Origin of the sequence: Mycobacterium sp. E136, assembly GCF_001666865.1 — a bacterium.
Classification (GTDB): domain Bacteria; phylum Actinomycetota; class Actinomycetes; order Mycobacteriales; family Mycobacteriaceae; genus Mycobacterium.
The window spans coordinates 23,926-41,108 of sequence record NZ_LZJE01000212.1 but is presented as its reverse complement, the minus strand read 5'-3'; the positions used below and the strand labels follow the sequence as shown (position 1 = coordinate 41,108).

Sequence of the window (17,183 nt, the reverse complement as noted above, 5' to 3'; positions counted from 1 at the left end):
CGCGACTTTGGGCTTGGCCCGGCGCAGCGCGGTCCGCAATTCTTGTTCGAGTCGTGCCGAGATGGCGTGACGGCTGCTGGGCAGAGCACGGATCACCACGCGGTCGGCGGGATCGAGTTCGTGGAGAAGATTGCGTGCGACATGGCGCAGCCGTCACGCCATCTCGGCACGACTCGAACAAGAATTGCGGACCGCGCTGCGCCGGGCCAAGCCCAAAGTCGAGGCCTCGCGGTGAGAGCGTCGATGCGTGCGGCCGGGGCGTGGACGGCCCGCGCCGTGATCTATGCGATCCAGCTGTACCGGCACACGATTTCGCCGCTGCGGCTGCCGACTTGCCGATTCACCCCGACCTGCAGCCAGTACGCGGTCGACGCGCTGACCGAGTACGGGTTGGTGCGCGGCGGCTGGCTCGCGACGGTACGGCTGCTGAAGTGCGGACCGTGGCATAAGGGAGGATGGGACCCGATACCGGATCGTCCCGCACCCGACGGGCAAGACGACGCGCATGCGTCGGGTGCTCCCGCGGGCGAGTCCTCGGAGGATCGGGGCACCGCTGCCGACGTCAGTGGTGGCCACCGAGCATTGCGAGCAGGAAGCGAGACGCGTGTTTAACTGGTTCAGCCTGGACATCATCTACTACCCGGTGTCGGCGATCATGTGGGTCTGGTACAAGCTGTTCGCCTTCCTGCTGGGGCCCTCCAACTTCTTCGCGTGGGCGCTTTCGGTGATGTTCCTCGTGTTCACCCTCCGCGCGATCCTCTACAAGCCGTTCGTCAAGCAGATCCGGACGACGCGCCAGATGCAGGAGCTGCAGCCGCAGATCAAGGCGCTGCAGAAGAAGTACGGCAAGGACCGCCAGCGGATGGCGCTCGAGATGCAGAAGCTCCAGCGCGAGCACGGGTTCAACCCAATCCTCGGCTGTCTGCCGATGCTGGCCCAGGTGCCGGTGTTCCTCGGGCTGTTCCATGTGCTGCGCTCGTTCAACCGGACGCAGGGCGGGTTCGGCCAGATCCATCTGTCGGTCGAGCAGAACCGGGCCACCGGCAACTACGTGTTCAGCCCGTCGGATGTGGCCAACTTTCTCGACGCCCACCTGTTCGGAGCGCCGTTGGGCGCGACCATGATTCAGAAGACCGGTCTCGACGCCTTCACCGAGTTCAACCGGGCGTCGGTGATCGCGGTCGGTGTGCCGATCATGATCTTGGCCGGCGTCGCGACCTACTTCAACAGCCGTGCGTCGGTGGCACGGCAGAGTCCCGAGGCCGCCGCCAATCCGCAGACGGCGATGATGAACAAGCTGGCGCTCTACGTCTTCCCGCTCGGCGTCGTCGTCGGCGGACCGTTCCTGCCGCTGGCGATCATCATGTACTGGCTGGCGAACAACATCTGGACCTTCGGCCAGCAGCACTACGTGTTCGGCAAGATCGAGAAGGAAGAAGAGGCCAAGAAGCTCGAGGCTCAGGAGCGGCAGTCCAAGAACGCACCGCCGCCGGGGGCCAAGCCGAAACGTGACCGCAAGACTCAGGCGACGAAGACCGCCGAGGCAGCCCCGAGCGACGAAAGCGACGACGGCGAGGTGCCGTCGGACAACGGCGCGGCGGGGAAGAAGCCGACGGGCAGCAGCCCCCGCAAGGCCGCCAGCGCAGCGGCCAATCGCACACCGCGGCCCGGCGCGAGCCCGCGCCCCGGGGCGCGGCCCAAGAAACGTAAACGGTGACCGGGCGACCCCCGGCGGGATGAGGAGAGACGACATGACTGACGCCGATACGACCGAACGCGACGAACTGCTCGAGGGCTCCGCGCCGGCAGCGGAGGACGACCTCGAGGAGAAGTTGGTCGCCGAGGGCGAGATCGCGGGCGACTACCTCGAAGAGCTTCTGGACCTGCTCGACTTCGACGGCGACATCGATCTCGACGTCGAGGGTGACCGCGCGGTGGTGAGCATCGACGGCGGCGCCGATCTGAACAAGTTGGTCGGGCGCAAGGGCGAGGTGCTCGACGCGCTGCAGGAGCTGACGCGGCTGGCCGTGCATCAGAAGACCGGTGAGCGCAGCCGCCTGATGCTCGACATCGCGCGCTGGCGCCGCCGGCGGCGTGACGAGTTGGCCGCCCTCGGTGACAAGGTGGCCCGGCGAGTGCTGGAGACGGGGGAGCGCGAGGAGCTGGCCCCGATGACTCCGTTCGAACGCAAGATCGTGCACGACGCGGTGGCCGCCATCGACGGCGTGCACAGCGAGAGCGAGGGCGTCGAGCCGTCGCGCCGCGTGGTCGTTCTCGCCGACTGACCCAGAGTTACAGCCGTGTAGTTCATAGGCGTCGTCGGTCCGACGCGACGATCCGGAGGATGTTTCACGTGAAACATGGGGAGGTGTCGGCGCCGCCGGAAGCGGCCGCCTCCTTGTTCGGGGTGCGGCTCGAGCGGACGGAGCGATACGCCGGGGTGCTCGCCGGCGCGGGCGTCGAGCGCGGGCTGATCGGACCCCGTGAGGTCGATCGACTGTGGGAACGCCACATTCTCAACAGCGCCGCTCTGGCTGAGCTGATCGAACCGCGGCGTCACATCGCCGACATCGGCAGCGGCGCGGGTCTGCCCGGGATACCGTTGGCGTTGGCCCGACCGGATGTCCGGGTGACGCTCATCGAACCGCTTCTACGCCGCAGCGAGTTCCTGCGCGAGGTGGTCGATGAACTCGGCATCGACGTGACGGTCATTCGGGGGCGGGCCGAGGAGCCGGGGGTGAGGAAGCTAGTGGGGGAGACCGACGTGGTGGTGTCCAGGGCGGTGGCCTCCTTGGACAAGCTGACCCGATGGAGCATGCCGCTCCTTCGCGTGGATGGCCACATGCTCGCCCTCAAGGGGGAGCGTGCCGAAGAGGAGATCCGTGACCACCGGCGTGTGATGGCGTCGCTCGGTGCGGCCGATGTAAAGGTGATGAGGTGTGGCGCGAACTACTTGGATCCACCCGCGACCGTCGTCGTGGCACGGCGGGAGAAGACGGTAGCGCACCGGTCGACGGGCAGGAGACGAGGATGACGTCACCGCGGAACGGGGCGGGTTCCCCGTCGGACGGGTCGGGCAGGGAACGCCCGGATGTTTCACGTGAAACCGAAGCACCCGTTGTTTCACGTGAAACGAAGCCCGAAACCGGCGGCGCGCCCAGTGAGGCATGGACCCAGAAGAGCGATCCGGGCGCGTGGAACGACCCCGCCGGGATCGACACTCCGATCGGGGCCGAGGCCGAACGCGCGGTGCGCTTGCTTCACGCCGCATCGAAGGGCAGCCTGCCGCGCCCGGACCGCCAGCGGGTGTTCACGATCGCCAATCAGAAGGGCGGCGTCGGCAAGACGACGACGGCCGTCAACGTCGCGGCGGCGCTCGCGCTGCAGGGGTTGCAGACGCTCGTCATCGACCTCGATCCCCAGGGCAATGCAAGCACCGCGCTGGGCATCGAACACCGCCCGGGCACCCCGTCGTCATACGAAGTGTTGATCGGCGAGATCCCGCTGCGCGACGCGCTGCAACGCAGCCCGCACAACGACCGTCTTTACTGCGTACCCGCGACCATCGACCTGGCCGGCGCCGAGATCGAGTTGGTCAGCATGGTCGCGCGTGAGGGACGGCTGCGCACCGCGCTGGCGTCGCTCACGGACTTCAACTTCGACTACGTGTTCATCGACTGCCCGCCGTCGCTGGGGCTGCTGACGATCAACGCGTTCGTCGCGGCACCCGAAGTGCTGATCCCGATCCAGTGCGAGTACTACGCGCTCGAAGGTGTCGGCCAGTTGATGCGAACCATCGAGATGGTCAAGGCGCACCTCAATCCTCAACTCGATGTCACAACGGTGATCCTGACGATGTACGACGGACGGACGAAGCTCGCGGACCAGGTGGCCTCCGATGTGCGGGCCCACTTCGGCGACAAGGTCCTTCGCACCGTCATCCCGCGCAGCGTCAAGGTGTCCGAGGCCCCCGGTTACGGGATGACGATCCTCGGATATGACCCGGGGTCGCGGGGGGCGATGAGCTATCTGGATGCGAGCCGTGAGATCGCGGAGCGCCGATGAGCGCTTGCGCGAAGAGCATCGAACCCGGTCAGAATCGAAACAACCGATAAGCGTTTGCGCTAAGGAGAAGAACATGAGTCAACCCACCCGCAAGCGCAGCGGCCTCGGCCGGGGCCTGGCGTCGCTGATCCCGACGGGGCCCGCCGACGGGGAGAACACCGGGTTCGGTCCGCGGATGGGAGACGCGGCGGCCGACGTCGTGATCGGCGGCCCCTCCAACGGCAGCCCGACCAACGAGGTCGGCGCGGTGTACCGCGAGATCGACCCGTCGGCGATCGAGCCGAATCCCCGCCAGCCGCGCCAGGTGTTCGACGAAGAGGCGCTCGGCGAGCTCGTTCACTCCATCCGTGAGTTCGGCCTCATGCAGCCGATCGTCGTGCGCGAATTGCCGGCGGCCGAAGCGGGCGCCCCGCGCTTCCAACTCGTGATGGGGGAGCGGCGCTGGCGAGCCGCGCAGGAGGCCGGTCTCGCCACCATCCCCGCGATCGTCCGCGAGACCACCGACGACAGCATGCTGCGCGACGCGCTGTTGGAGAACATCCACCGCGTGCAGCTGAACCCGTTGGAAGAGGCCGCCGCCTACCAACAGCTGCTGGACGAGTTCGAGGTCACCCACGATGAACTCGCGTCCCGGATCGGGCGGTCCCGGCCGGTGATCACCAACATGATCCGGCTGCTGCGCCTGCCGATCGCCGTGCAGCGCCGCGTCGCCGCCGGCGTGCTGTCGGCCGGCCATGCGCGCGCGCTCCTGTCGCTCGAAGGGGGACCGGAGAAGCAGGAGGAGCTCGCCGCGCGGATCGTGGCCGAGGGCCTGTCGGTGCGAGCCACCGAGGAAGCGGTCACCCTCGCCAACAGCGCGGGCGCACCGCCGCCGGCCGCGCCGAAGCGCAAGCCGATCAACATGCCGGGGCTTCAGGACGTTGCTGAACGGCTGTCGACGGCGTTCGATACGCGGGTGACGGTCAGCTTGGGCAAACGTAAGGGCAAGATCGTGGTCGAATTCGGCTCGGTGGACGACCTGCAACGCATAGTCGAACTGATGAGCGCATCAGAGCGGTGACCCACCACACCGGGTAATTACGTCACTGTGACACAACCCGGGCCGATTCGGCGTGAATGCCGTCCTTCGAAGGAAACCACCTGTGACACAACACGTTTCGTCCCCCGCCCCGAGAGGCCCCCAAAACGGAGCGTCGACCCGGCCATGGGCTTCTATCCTGGACTGGAAGCTGTACAACGCGGCATCGCGTAGGACTCGGGAAGTTTAGTGTCGGCACGCATCACGCCTCTTCGGCTCGAAGCCTTCGAGCAGTTGCCGAAGCATGCCCGCCGCTGTGTGTACTGGGAGGTCGATCCCCTCACCCTCGGGCGCGACGCCGCGGGCGCCGCGGTGCCGGGGGTCGACGATCACCTGTCGGACCCCGAGTTCGAGAAGGAAGCGTGGCTGTCGATGGTCATGCTCGAGTGGGGGTCGTGCGGTCAGGTCGCGGTGCAGTGCACGGACGAACAATCCGACGACGGCCTGCCCCCATTGCGCGGAGACGAGGCCTGCCTCGGCTACGCCTTCTACGCGCCGCCCGGATCCGTTCCGCGGGCACGACGATTTCCGACCGCGCCCGTGAGCGCCGACGCGGTTCTGCTCACGTCGCTCGGCATCGAGTCGGGGGAGGACACCGAGGGAATCTCGCGAGCGCTGATCGCCGCGGTCGTCGGCGACCTGGTTCGCCGCGGTGCCCGCGCGCTCGAGGCCTTCGCACACACCGCCGCGGTCAGCGAGCTCGCCGAACCGGGCGCTGTGACGCCGGCGCTGCGCCCGGTCGTCGAGGTTCTCGGTGACTGCTCGGTCGAACAGTGTGTGCTCGACTCCGACGTCCTCCTCGATGCGGGTTTCGTCGTCGTATCCCAACACCGGTATTTCCCGCGGCTGCGGCTCGAGCTGGAGCAGGGGTTGGGCTGGAAGGCCGATGTGGAGGCGGCACTGGAGCGATTGTTCGAGTTCGCCCAGATTCGGCAACCGGTCGGGGCAGGCGTTGGCTCGGTCGGATTGACCGCGGCCGAACGCTAGGAGGGGCTGACGCGCCCTGCGGCCTGCTCGACCGAGAGCTCATGGGCCAGCAGCTCGGCGAAGGTGAAAGTGCCTGTGGGACGGTCGTTCTTGCCGAGCAGGTAGAGCCGCTTGACGGCGGCGAGCATACCCTCGGCGATCGCGTCGCGGGCCTGGGTGGACACCAGCGTGGCCCGGTCGTGCGGGTTGGTGATGTAACCGACGTCGACCTGCACGGTGGGCATCCGCGTCAGACGCAACAGGTCCCACGTCCGCCCATGGGTACGGCAGTCACGTAATCCAGTGCGGGCCACCACTTCTCGCTGAATGAAATCGGCGAGGTTGCGTCCGATGGTCGACACCGAGCCGTGCGAATTACCGAAGTGGAACGAGGCGACGCCGTTGGCGGACGGGGTGGGCTGCGTGGCGCAGCGCAGGCTGATCATCAGGTCGGCGCCGACGGCGTTGGCGGTCGCGGCGCGTTCGGCATCCGACGGGGCGCGGTTGGCCGGCCGCGACAGGAAGGTCTCCATGCCGATGGCGGTCATCCGGCCTTCGAGACGACTTGCCAAGTCCCACAGGATGTCCGACTCGCTGATCGGGCCGTTCGGGCCCTGCATGATCTGACCATGGTCGTCGCCGCCACGGCCCGGGTCGATGATGATCCGCTTGCCGGACAGGCGCGGACCGGAGCTGCGGACCAGCTCCTCCTCGCGGATCGCGTGCGGAGAGCCGCCGGTGACGCGGGATCCCAGAAAGTACAAGGACCGCAACGTTTCCGGGCCGCAGATGCCGTCGGGGTACAGCCCGTACTCGCGCTGGTAAGACATCAGCGCGTTGTGTGTTGTCAGCCCGAAATGCCCGTCGACCAGCCCGGTGTAGAAGCCGAGATCCTGAAGGCGCGCTTGGAGTGTCGCGACGTCGTCACCGAACATCGGCGCGCCGAACTGGTGACTGAGCGTGCGCGCACCGAGCCGGTACGACGCCTCCTTCAGCGCGCGGTACGTCGCCTCGCCGACGATCCCGTCGACCAGAAGTCCGCGATGCTGTTGGAAGGCCCGCACGGCCTGGTCGAGTTCGCCGTCGAAAACGTCGAGTGCGACATGTCTACCGGTGGTGATCTCCTCGTCGGAGTTCTCGAGCATGCCCAGCGCCGTCAACGCAGCCCGGATCTCGGTGACCGCGGACCCGCGGTCACCGCGACGCAGACTGGACATATGCGGCCTTTCAGTCACGGTTGTCAGCTGCGCAAAGGCGCCGACCAAGTTGACGGGCTAGGCACGATTGTCGCAGACACACCGCCGATTCAAGAAAACCCCAGGCCGGTGTCCGCGTCCCGGATTACCGATCCAGCCGGGTATCAGAGCACGTCAGCGAGCTCGCGCAGCAGCGCAGCCTTACCTTTTGCGCCGACGATCCGCTTCACCGGGGCGCCGTCCTTGAAAACTATGAGCGTCGGAATCGACACCACCTGAAAATTGCGGGCCGTGGCCGGGTTCGCGTCGACATCGAGTTTCGCGACCGTCAGCGCGCCGGCCTTCTCGGTGGCGATCTCCTCCAGCACCGGGGCGATCATCTTGCACGGACCGCACCAGGTCGCCCAGAAGTCCACCAGCACCGGTGTGCTGCTGGACAACACGTCCGCAGAGAACGTGTCGTCGGTCACCGCAACGGTGGTTCCAGTGGTCTCGGCCATCAGTGATGCTCCTATCAAACGGGGGTTTCGGTGGTCTCATCGCTTGGGCCAGAACCGATTTCGGCGAGCCAGCGTTCTGCGTCGATGGACGCCGAACAGCCGGTGCCCGCGGCGGTGATGGCCTGGCGGTAAGTGCGGTCGACGAGATCGCCTGCGGCGAAGACGCCTTCGACCGAGGTGCTGGTCGAACCACGTTGCGTCACCACGTAACCGTCCTCGTCGAGGTCGACCTGGCCGCGGACCAGATCCGAACGGGGATCGTGGCCGATCGCGACGAACACACCGGTGACGGCGAGTTTGGACTCTTCGCCGGTCGCGGTGTTACGCAACCGGACTCCGCTGACCTTCGGGCTGCCTTCGATCTCGACGACCTCGGTGTTGGTCAGGAACGTGATCTTCTCATTCGCGCGGGCGCGGTCCTGCATGATCCGCGAGGCGCGGAACTCGTCGCGGCGGTGCACCAGCGTGACGTTGCGGGCGAACTTGGTCAGGAAGATGGCCTCCTCCATCGCCGAGTCGCCGCCGCCGACCACGATGATGTCCTCGTCGCGGAAGAAGAACCCGTCGCACGTCGCGCACGTGCTCACGCCCATGCCGAGCAGGGCCTCTTCACCGGGGACGCCGAGGTGCCGCGCGGCGGCGCCCATCGCGAGGATGACCGCACGTGCCTGGTACGTGTCGTCACCGACGGTCACGGTCTTGACCGGGCCGTCGAGTGAGACCTCGTCGACGTCCTCCATGCGCAGGTCCGCACCGAAGCGCAGCGCCTGTTCACGCATCTCGTCCATCAGTTCGGGACCGGTGATTCCGTTGCGGAAACCGGGATAGTTCTCCACCTCGGTGGTGGTCATCAAAGCGCCGCCGAATTGGACGCCTTCGAACACCAAGGGCTTGACCTGCGCGCGCGCCGCGTAGATGGCGGCGGTGTAACCGGCCGGGCCGGATCCGATGATGATCAGCTCGTGGACCGTGGATGTGGTGGTCATTTGCGCCTTTCTGCCGCATTCCTGCGACACCGGTGTAAACACCAGCGTAGGCGGTGGTGTTCCCCGGACTTTCCGAACAACCTCGGGGACAGACTACGGTCGTTTGACCACTGTTTCGGCCAGCAGCCCACTGTGAGCCGCGTGGCACCCCGCGTCGACGACCACCGCCACCACCTCGGTCGCGGCGTGCGCGGGTAGGAGCAACACGACCGCCGGCCGCCCGCCCACGTCGACGGTCCGGGCTCCGAGGACGGGCGTGTTCGCCGGGCGGCCGAGTCCTTCGAGACAGGCCGCGCGGCGCCCGGGGTCCGCCAGCGGGCCGTATTCGGCAGGCGCCGACAGCAGACCGGCGAGCTGGGGGGCGGTCAGCGGCACGGTCGGCGGCGGGCGCGACACCGTGATGCGCTCGGCGGTCGGTCCGGGCTGGGAGAACCGGGGCGCGGGGTCGCGGACCAGCATCGACGTCCCGATGACGACGCCTGTCACAACGGCGGCGAGGCCGATGACGAGCCCGAAAACGTGGATTGGGCGCAGCCGGGGCCGTTCGACGGCGTGCGTGGGCTCACCCGCGGCCCGCAGTGCCGCGCAGACGCGTTCGGCGACACCGGCAGGCACGTCGGGCGCGGAGGCCTCGTCGTGCGCCAACCGGGCCAGGCCGCGGCGCACCCGCTCGGCCGCCGGATCCGAGCCGTCGTCCTGCATCTCAGCCAGTCTCCACCACGACAGGTAAGACGCGGCGGATATGCCGACGGTTCCGCTCAGTCGGTGCGCGCGGTGGCCTGCGCGTCGAAGCAGTCGAGCGCCTCGGCCAGCTTGGACCTGGCGCGGGCACACCGGCTCTTGACGGTGCCCTCGGGGACACCGAGCATGCGAGCGGTCTCGGCCACCGAATACCCCTGCATGTCGACGGCGACCACGGCGGCACGCTGTTCGACGGGCAACCGCATCAGGGCCCGCTCGACGACGATCGCGGTGTCGACGTGCGAGGTCGGGTCGCCGACGTGTGCGATGTCGTCGGACAACGTTTCGGCCGCTCGGATCTTGTTGCGCCGCAATCGGTCCAGGCAGGCGTTGACCACGATGCGGTGCAACCAGCTGTTGACTGCGGAGTCGTACCGGAAGGCGGGGGCCCGCCGGTGCGCCTTGAGCATGGCGTCCTGCAGTGCGTCGGCGGCGTCGTCGGGGTTGCGGCTGGTGATGCGTGCGATCCGGTACAGCTGGCGGTGGTGTCGGTAGAACAACTCCTCGAACGCATACCGGTCGCCTGCAACGTGTGCGGCGAGCAGTTCCGCGTCACTGCGTTGCCGACCGGACTGCCCCCCGAACGTCCCCACAGCCGAACACTAAACGGGCCGGCGGGTGCCTCCCGACACATCTTTGCCGGGCTGGGGATGAACGGGTCAGGAGGCGGACTTGACGGTGATCTCGGCGATGTTGGAACGGCTCTGGCCGTTGACCTGACCGAGGGTCGACACCCAGACCAGCAGGTTCGACGTCGGCGACGCGTCCTCCACCTTGATGGTGTTGGACCCCGGCTTGAGCTGGGTGGCCGGCGTCAGCACCGTGGTGTCGGACAGCGACGACGGATTCGGCGACGGCGCGGAGCGGATCTCCACGGCAGTGCCGGTGCTGTCGAGGTCGATGTCGACCTCGCCCACCTTGGTGGCCTGCGGCAGCTGCAACATCAGCCCGACGCCGTTCTTGAAGTTGGGGAAGGGCACCGGGTCGGTGTAGGTGTCGATCGGCCACGCCGTGGACTTGTCGCCGTCGATCGCCTTACCCGCCTCGGACGGCGCGTCGGCTTCGCCCTCCGGCGAAAAGACCGTCACTGCAGTGGGTTTGACGACATTACCGCTACCGCCACCGCCTCCATCGGCCGACTCGGAGGTGGTCGGGTCGTTGAGGCCGAGCCGGTCGCCCCCGAGGCCGTCGCCGACGTCGCCGAAGATCCGGCTCAGCACCGTCGCCAACACCACGAGCGCGACCACGACGATCGCGCCGCCCACACCCAGCCCGATCATCAGGGCCTTGCGTCGCCGCGCCTCGGTCGCCGGATCGGTGGCGGCCCCGACTCCCGGTGCGCCGGAGCGGTCGGGTTCGTCGACGGGGGAGATCAGCTCGGTGCGATCGGCGATCGCCGTCGCCTGCTGCAGCAGGTTCAACAGGGTGGGCGCGCTGCGGATGCCGCCGCCCTCCTGGACGGCACGTGCCGCCGCCGCGGAGATCTGGAACGGGATCTGGCGGTCGATGGCGCGCGGTTCGATCGGCTGCCCGGCCGAGTCGAGGTCGGCGGGGGACAGGCCGCTGCGGACGCCGTGCTCGGGCAGCGGCCACCGGTTGACCAGCAGCGCGTACAGCGCCGCCCCGATTCCGCGGATGTCGTCCTCGGGTGTCGCGTCGGGCAGCGTCGCGGGGAAGGCCAGCGCGACGTCGCCCTCGATGCTGACGCGGACGCGGCCCGGGTGGTCGATCGACAGGGCGACCCCGGCGCGGTGCGCGGCCTCGGCGGCCGCGGCGAGCGACTGCATGGCCCTGGCCCCGCCGATCGGGGAGGGAGAGGTGTCGGCCACCTCGACCAGCGAGCCGCCCCGGATCCACTCCGCGACCACCAGACCGCCGGACCCGGTGTTGACGACGTCGAGCACCCGGGCCACGCCGGGCATGTCGAGGCTGCTCAGCTTGCGGGTGCGGGTCAGGATCTCGCGCAGCGTCTCGTCTGACAGCGTGTTGTCCGGATCGACGAACGTGAGCGCCACCTGGCGGTCGAGCGCGGTGTCGAGCGCCTGCCAGAACTGCAGCGTGGGCGGGCCACCGTGAAACACCAGCAGCCGGTATCGGCCGCCGCCGACCATGGCCCCGGGGATGAGATGGACATCCTCGTCGGAGGTCGCGGCTTCGATAGCCGGTTCGCGCGGCGCGTCGAAGGCGAGGGGCTCCCGAGAGGGGTCGCCGCCGTAATCGGACGGCGGCCGGCCCGACACGGGAAGTCGCGTCGTGCCGTTCTCGGTGGCCAACTCGGTGGTCTCGCCGGGGTCGGGCACGTCGGGCCGCAGGTCGTCGGCGACGACGTCGGGCTGACCGCTCGGAAGCTTGGCGGTGGCGGTGCTGTCGGGTGTGGGCGCGGAGCCGCCTGCGGATTCGTCGCTCACCGCTGGTCCTTTCCGCATCCGGTCCCTGGCAACTAGGTCGGGTGGTCCGCGCCGGACCGCCGGCGGGCTGTGCCGACGCCCCGACAGGGACGAATTCCTCTGATCAGAGTACGTGAGTGAGGTGCGCGTCCGTGGCCTGTCGGCGGCTGCGGTGGCCGACGCGGCTACTGACCCGCCCGCCGGGACGGGGCGGGACCGAGCGCCGAGGCGGCGGCGGACGGCCTCGAGTGCGGCCTGGGCTTCCGGAACACGTGCACCCAGCAGAACCCCGACGATGACCGGCACCATGATCAGACCGAGCGCGAGCAGCCGCAGCAGCGAGCCGCCACCGCCCCAATTTCGGGTCAGCGCCTCCAGCCCGAACAACTGGTCGGCGACCTGGCCGACCATTGCGGCCAGCAGTGAGGCGGCGATGGTGACCAGCACCGTGCGCACCACCTGCAGGTCGAGCAGGCGGCCGCCGGGCGGGTCGAGGTTGGCCCGCAACAGGAAGTAGCCGACCACCGCGCCGGCCAGGAAGCCCAGCCCGTTGGCCGTACCGAGATAACCGGCGACGAGATCGGGGTCGTTGGTGAGGTGCGGCGCGATCAGCGAAGCGATGATCTTCATGGTCGTTATGACGACGATCAGCAGGATCGGCGTCCACGCCTGCTGGCGGGCGTAGAACACCCGAAGTTGAAGCAGCACAAGCGCGTAGGGGATCAGCGTGAACGCCGACAGGGTGATCGCCATACCGAGGTAGTTGGCGTCGACCTCGCCGAAGTTGCCGTAGGCGAACAGCGCGCTGCCGATCGCTGGGCCGCCGACCGTCATCAGCGCCACGATCGGGATGAGCGTCACCATCGTCAGCCGCGTCGCCAGCGAGAGGTCGTTGAGCACCGCGCGCTGGTCGTTGGAAGCGGCGTTACGGCTCAGCCGCGGCATGACGACCGTCAGCACCGTCACGCCGATCATGCCGAACGGCAGCTGGAGCACCAGCCAGGTGTAGTTGTAGATCGCGGGGCCGGAAGCCGCGGCGCCGCTGGCGATTCGGTTTCCGACGATCAGGCCGACCTGGCTGATCAGGACGTACAGCACCATCGCCGACGCCATGGCGCCGAACTGCTTCATCCGGTCGTCGACACCCCACATCGGGCGCAGGCTTATGCGTTCGCGGCGGATCGCCACCAGCAGAACCAGGACCTGGGTGACCGTGCCGAGCGTCATGCCGATGCCCAGCACGAGCAGTTTGGCGTTGCCCATCTTCACCGGGTCGACCGAGAGTTCGCCGGGGACAATCAGATACACGCCGAGCGTCACGATGGCGACGACGTTGTTGCACACCGGTGCCCACGCGGGAGGCCCGAACACGTTGCGGGTGTTGAGGATCGCCATGAACACTGACGACAAGCCGTAGAACAGCACCTGGGGCAGCAGCAGGTAGGCGAACGCGGTGGTGAGATCGCGGTTGACCTCCGGATCGCCGCCGAGCATGAGGTTGACGAGCATCGGCGCCGATGCGATCGACAACGCGGTGATGATCAACAGCAAGGTCGTCGCAAGCGTCACCAAGCGGCGGATGAAGGCCGTGCCGTTGTCAGGGTCGTCGCGCTCGGCGCGCGCCAGCACCGGCACGAAGATCGCGGTGAAGGTCGCCTCGAGGACGAGCGCCGCGATCAGGTTCGGCAACTGGTAGGCGACCGAGAAGGCGCTGGTGAGCGCGGCGCCCAGGATGGTCGCGAGCAGGACGATGCGGGCGAACCCGGTGAGCCGGCTGACCAGCGTCGCCACCGCCATGCCCCACGACCGCGACACCACCGCCGCGTCGGACAGCTCTTCGCGGCCGGCACGGCGCCGGGGCGCGGGGCCGCGGCTCAGGCGGGGCGGAGGCTCGCGCCGCGGGCGGCGCGGCGGGGGAGCGACATGTCCGACCGGTGGTGGCCGCCGCGGTGGCGGCGCCGCTGGGTGTGGCGGCCCGGGGGCGTTCATCCGCCACCGTCCCGGTCACCGGTGCTCCTGCGTCCGGTCCGGCTCAGGGGTGCGTCGGCAGGGTCGTCGTCGTAGTGCAGGGCGACTTCGAGCGGATCGGGCCGGTCGAGGTCGGCGGGATCCGGTTGACCGCGGAACCGGTGCCACAGCCGACGGCCGGCGAGCAGAACCAGGACCGCACCCGCCGAGAGCGTGATGAAGAACAGCACCTTGCCGTAGGCGTTGGAGTGCACGGACAACCGAACGGGTTCGCCGAGCGGCAGGCCGTCGGCGGTGCGTAGCGCGACGTCCACGGCGAACCGCTGGGTGAAGTGCACCTCGATCGGCACCCGCAACGGGAGGTAGCCCGGCGGGAGGACGATCTCGCCCATGTCGGTGACCGTCATCCCCGGTGGCGCGTCGACGTCGAGGCGGACCCGGATCGGCACCGGCAGGTCGTTGCGCAGGGCGAGCGGCAGCGGGCTGCGCTCGGTCGCCAGCGTGTAGGCGCCGCCGGGGTTGACGATGGTGACCGCCCCGAAGATGTCGTCGACGGTGTGGCCGACCGTCGTAAGCCGTTGTTGCGCAGAGCCGTTGCGGGTGTCGGGGGGTACCGACTGGCTCAGCGCGCGCAGCATGTCCTCGCGAAGCGGCGCGGTGTAGCCGTATCCGGTCAGCCCGGTGCGTTCGTCGGTGGTCAGCGCCGCGGTCAGTCCCCACAGCCGACCGGTGACCCCGGCGATACCGGTGACGACGGCGTCGTCGAACCGGGCGTCCGGATCGCCGAGCTCGTCGTCGGGCATCGGGGCCATGTCGTCGGGCGGGACCGCGCTGGCCTCGCCGATCACCGCGGGGAGCGGACGTGGCTGCGCCAGCCCGGCGTTGATCGCGGTGGACACGGCGCGGAACACGGCGCCGGCGTCGTCGGGTCCGAGGCTCCACGCCAGCGGCGGCATCAGGATCTGGGTCCGCGGCGCGACGTCGGGGTTGAGGCCGCGCCACAGCACGGCACCGAGCGCGTCCTGGCGGCGGGCCACCGCCGAATCGTGCTGTAGCGGGATGTCGAGCGACGGGTCCAGGTATCCGGGGGTCACGGGCTCGGTGCCCGCGCCGGCGAGCGCGGCGCCGACGGACGGGTCGAAGGGTGCCGCGACGACTTGCGGTGTGAACCGCACCGGTGCGGTGTCCGGGCCTCCGGTGCCGGTGCCGTCGTCCGACCCGGATTCGGCGGGTGCGATAGCGATGGTCTGCCCGCCTTGATCGGACAGCAGGCTCACCGCGGGACCGGTCAGCGGGCCGTCCCCGACCAGGCTGGCACCGCGAACCGAGGTGATCCCGAGTATCTGGTCGACGATGTCGCCCGCGGAGGTGGTCGCGATCCGGCTGAGCCCGGCGTCGCCGACGCGGCGCAGAGCGTCGAGGTCGGCCTGCGCGTAGGTGGTGGAGGCGACGCACATGCCCTTCGCCAGTTCCCTGAGCCGGGTCAGCCACGCCACCGCGGCGTCCTGCCCGGCGCCGGGCCGGGTGGGGGTGCCGGGTCCGGCGTCGGGACCGGTGTTGACGACGTATCCGCCCGTCATCGCGTTGACGGTGACCAGGAGGTCTGGGTCGATCGCGAGGCAGGTCGCCGCGCGGACCCGCCCGTCGGGATCGACCTGCGGGCTGGTGGCGAATTCGACGGCCGACAACAGCGTGTCCAGGCGGCCGCCCGCGGCCAGCGAGGTGGCCAGGTCGTCGTCGATCAGGCGGACCGGAGTGGTGCCGCCCGGTGCGCCGGCGGCCAGACGCGGCCGGTCGGCGATCGGCCACAGCAGGGTCGTCTGGACCGGTTTGGACGTGTCGGGTGCGGCGACCGCCGTCACCGCGTCGCCCGCGGATTCGGCGCCCGGATCGGGTGGCACGCCGAGGACCGGCAGCAGGAAGCGGGCGCCGTCGAGGCGGGCGGGCTCGCCGTAGTCGGGTGTGCCGTTGACGTTGACCATCACCGGGTAGACGCCGGGTTGGTCGATGCTCAGCGATGGTCGGTCGGTCGACCGCAACGGATAGGACAACGTGAACGGAACATCTTGTCCGCGAGGGAGTTCCGGCGAGAGCTGGACGAAATCACCCACCGGCTCGAACTGGTCGACGTCGCCGGTGAGGTTGGTCCGCAGGCCGGTGGACGTGGTCACCGCGGCGGCGTCCTCCAGCCGCACGACCACATCGCGCACCGCCCGGTCGCCGACGTTCTGGACGACACCGGTCACGGTGACCATGGGTTCGCTGGTGGTGGTCACCACGTCGGGGCTGACGTGGTCGACGCGCACCCGCAGGAACGGTGTCGACTCGGTCTGGCCCGACGCGGGCCCGGCCACGATGACGGGCAGGGCGCTCAGCGCGAGCACGATGAGCGCGGCCAGCGCGCGCGGCAGCGCTGCGGCGGTCACGAGCCCTGTCCGCAACCGTTCGTCCGTCGGCCGGGCTGCGTGCCCCACTCGTCCCGGTCGGCTCCCGGGGTGCGTTCATCGGGACGGCGGTTGCGGGTGTGCGAATGCGTCTGAGGGCGGCGTCGCGGTGACGACCGCGGGATCGGTGGCAGCGCGGAGGGGCCGTGGGCGTGCAGCTTGTCGATCAGCTCGCCGGCGACCTCGGCGAGGCGGCGTTCGTCGGCGTAGGCCAGCCGCGACGGCAGCTCCTTGAGCGGCACCCACGCGACCTCGGTGACCTCGACGTCCTCGTCGGAGAGTTCGCCGCCGAGAAAACGCATCAGGTAGTGGTGCACGGTCTTGTGCACACGGCGGCCCTCGGTGACGAACCAGTAGTCGATGCTGCCCAACGCGGCGAGCACGCTGCCCTGCACGCCTGTCTCCTCGGCGACCTCACGGACCGCGGTCTGCTCGGCCGTCTCGCCCATCTCGATGTGGCCCTTGGGCAGCGACCACAACATGCGGCCACGCCGGTCGATACGGCCGATCAGCGCCGCGACCTGACTCTCCTTGGGGCCGTCGATACCGTCGATGACCAGGCCGCCCGCCGACGTCTCGTGCACGGTGCGCAGGCGATCCGGCGGCCGGCGGGGGCGCGACTTCTTGGACTGGCCGCCCTTGTTTCCGTTGACGGCGGTGGCGTCGTTCTTAACGGTGGAGTTGTTGGCGTGGCCGCCCGGACGGGGCTGTGGAACGGGGCGGTTGAGCGGTTGCGCCGATTGCTCGGGTGCGGTCTCTGGAGGACCTGCCGCGCGTCGGCCGCGACGTCGCCCCCGGCGCCGTCGTGGTTTGGCCTGTTCGCCGTCCGACACCCAAGCGATAGTAGCTGCC

15 protein-coding genes and 1 pseudogene are annotated in these 17,183 nt (G+C 69.1%); 7 read left to right on the top strand and 9 right to left on the bottom strand.

The features are described 5' to 3' along the window. Positions 1-153 (bottom strand): annotated as a pseudogene (locus tag A5698_RS27990) (ribonuclease P protein component); the annotation flags it as partial. Positions 154-243: 90 nt separating this feature from the next. On the opposite strand from A5698_RS27990, the gene yidD reads away from it, so the two are divergent. From yidD to A5698_RS13855, 7 genes are all read left to right on the top strand, one after another. Further along, positions 244-612, top strand: a complete 369-nt coding sequence (yidD, locus tag A5698_RS13885) for a membrane protein insertion efficiency factor YidD (protein ID WP_068297661.1) — start codon at positions 244-246, stop codon at positions 610-612. A gap of 43 nt (positions 613-655) precedes the next feature. Then, positions 656-1,717, top strand: a complete 1,062-nt coding sequence (gene yidC / locus A5698_RS13880) for a membrane protein insertase YidC (RefSeq protein WP_231967402.1) — start codon at positions 656-658, stop codon at positions 1,715-1,717. 34 nt (positions 1,718-1,751) lie between these two features. Further along, positions 1,752-2,285, top strand: coding sequence for a Jag family protein (locus A5698_RS13875; protein WP_068297654.1), 534 nt, complete (start codon positions 1,752-1,754; stop codon positions 2,283-2,285). A 59-nt stretch (positions 2,286-2,344) separates the two neighbouring features. Continuing rightward, positions 2,345-3,034, top strand: a complete 690-nt coding sequence (gene rsmG / locus A5698_RS13870; protein WP_068297651.1) for a 16S rRNA (guanine(527)-N(7))-methyltransferase RsmG — start codon at positions 2,345-2,347, stop codon at positions 3,032-3,034. After that, positions 3,031-4,065, top strand: coding sequence for a ParA family protein (locus A5698_RS13865; protein ID WP_068297645.1), 1,035 nt, complete (start codon positions 3,031-3,033; stop codon positions 4,063-4,065). The genes rsmG and A5698_RS13865 overlap by 4 nt, the downstream gene beginning before the upstream one ends. Positions 4,066-4,138: 73 nt before the next feature. Next, entirely contained in the window at positions 4,139-5,125 is a 987-nt protein-coding gene (locus A5698_RS13860) for a ParB/RepB/Spo0J family partition protein (protein WP_068297643.1), read from the top strand. Between the two features lie 207 nt (positions 5,126-5,332). Next, positions 5,333-6,130 carry an acetyltransferase gene (locus A5698_RS13855; RefSeq protein ID WP_068297641.1) on the top strand — a complete coding sequence of 266 codons (798 nt, stop codon included), beginning with the start codon at positions 5,333-5,335 and terminating at the stop codon, positions 6,128-6,130. Here the strand turns inward: A5698_RS13855 and A5698_RS13850 are convergent. From A5698_RS13850 to A5698_RS13815, 8 genes are all read right to left on the bottom strand, one after another. Beyond that, a complete protein-coding gene (locus tag A5698_RS13850) occupies positions 6,127-7,326 on the bottom strand; it encodes an N-acetylmuramoyl-L-alanine amidase (protein ID WP_067087574.1) in 1,200 nt (399 codons plus the stop codon). The two genes, A5698_RS13855 and A5698_RS13850, sit on opposite strands and share 4 nt — an antisense overlap. 143 nt (positions 7,327-7,469) lie before the next feature. Further along, on the bottom strand, positions 7,470-7,805 hold the full coding sequence (gene trxA, locus A5698_RS13845; protein WP_068297637.1) for a thioredoxin: 336 nt from the start codon (positions 7,803-7,805) through the stop codon (positions 7,470-7,472). Positions 7,806-7,819: 14 nt separating this feature from the next. Next, the gene (gene trxB / locus A5698_RS13840; RefSeq protein WP_068297633.1) at positions 7,820-8,791 is read right to left on the bottom strand and encodes a thioredoxin-disulfide reductase; all 972 of its coding nucleotides are present in this window, start codon (positions 8,789-8,791) and stop codon (positions 7,820-7,822) included. A 93-nt stretch (positions 8,792-8,884) separates the two neighbouring features. After that, the gene (locus tag A5698_RS13835; protein WP_084792433.1) at positions 8,885-9,493 is read right to left on the bottom strand and encodes an RsmA family anti-sigma factor; all 609 of its coding nucleotides are present in this window, start codon (positions 9,491-9,493) and stop codon (positions 8,885-8,887) included. A 56-nt stretch (positions 9,494-9,549) separates the two neighbouring features. Next, positions 9,550-10,125 (bottom strand): RNA polymerase sigma factor SigM, encoded by a 576-nt coding sequence (gene sigM, locus A5698_RS13830; RefSeq protein WP_068297630.1) that lies wholly within the window; start codon positions 10,123-10,125, stop codon positions 9,550-9,552. Between the two features lie 66 nt (positions 10,126-10,191). After that, entirely contained in the window at positions 10,192-13,908 is a 3,717-nt protein-coding gene (gene murJ, locus A5698_RS13825) for a murein biosynthesis integral membrane protein MurJ (protein ID WP_084792432.1), read from the bottom strand. Beyond that, a complete protein-coding gene (locus A5698_RS13820; protein ID WP_231967400.1) occupies positions 13,905-16,313 on the bottom strand; it encodes a hypothetical protein in 2,409 nt (802 codons plus the stop codon). Before A5698_RS13820 ends, murJ begins: the two co-directional genes overlap by 4 nt. Then, complete coding sequence (locus A5698_RS13815) at positions 16,310-17,164, bottom strand: NUDIX hydrolase (RefSeq protein ID WP_068297627.1); 855 nt, start codon at positions 17,162-17,164, stop codon at positions 16,310-16,312. Before A5698_RS13815 ends, A5698_RS13820 begins: the two co-directional genes overlap by 4 nt. Between the last annotated feature and the right edge of the window lie 19 nt (positions 17,165-17,183).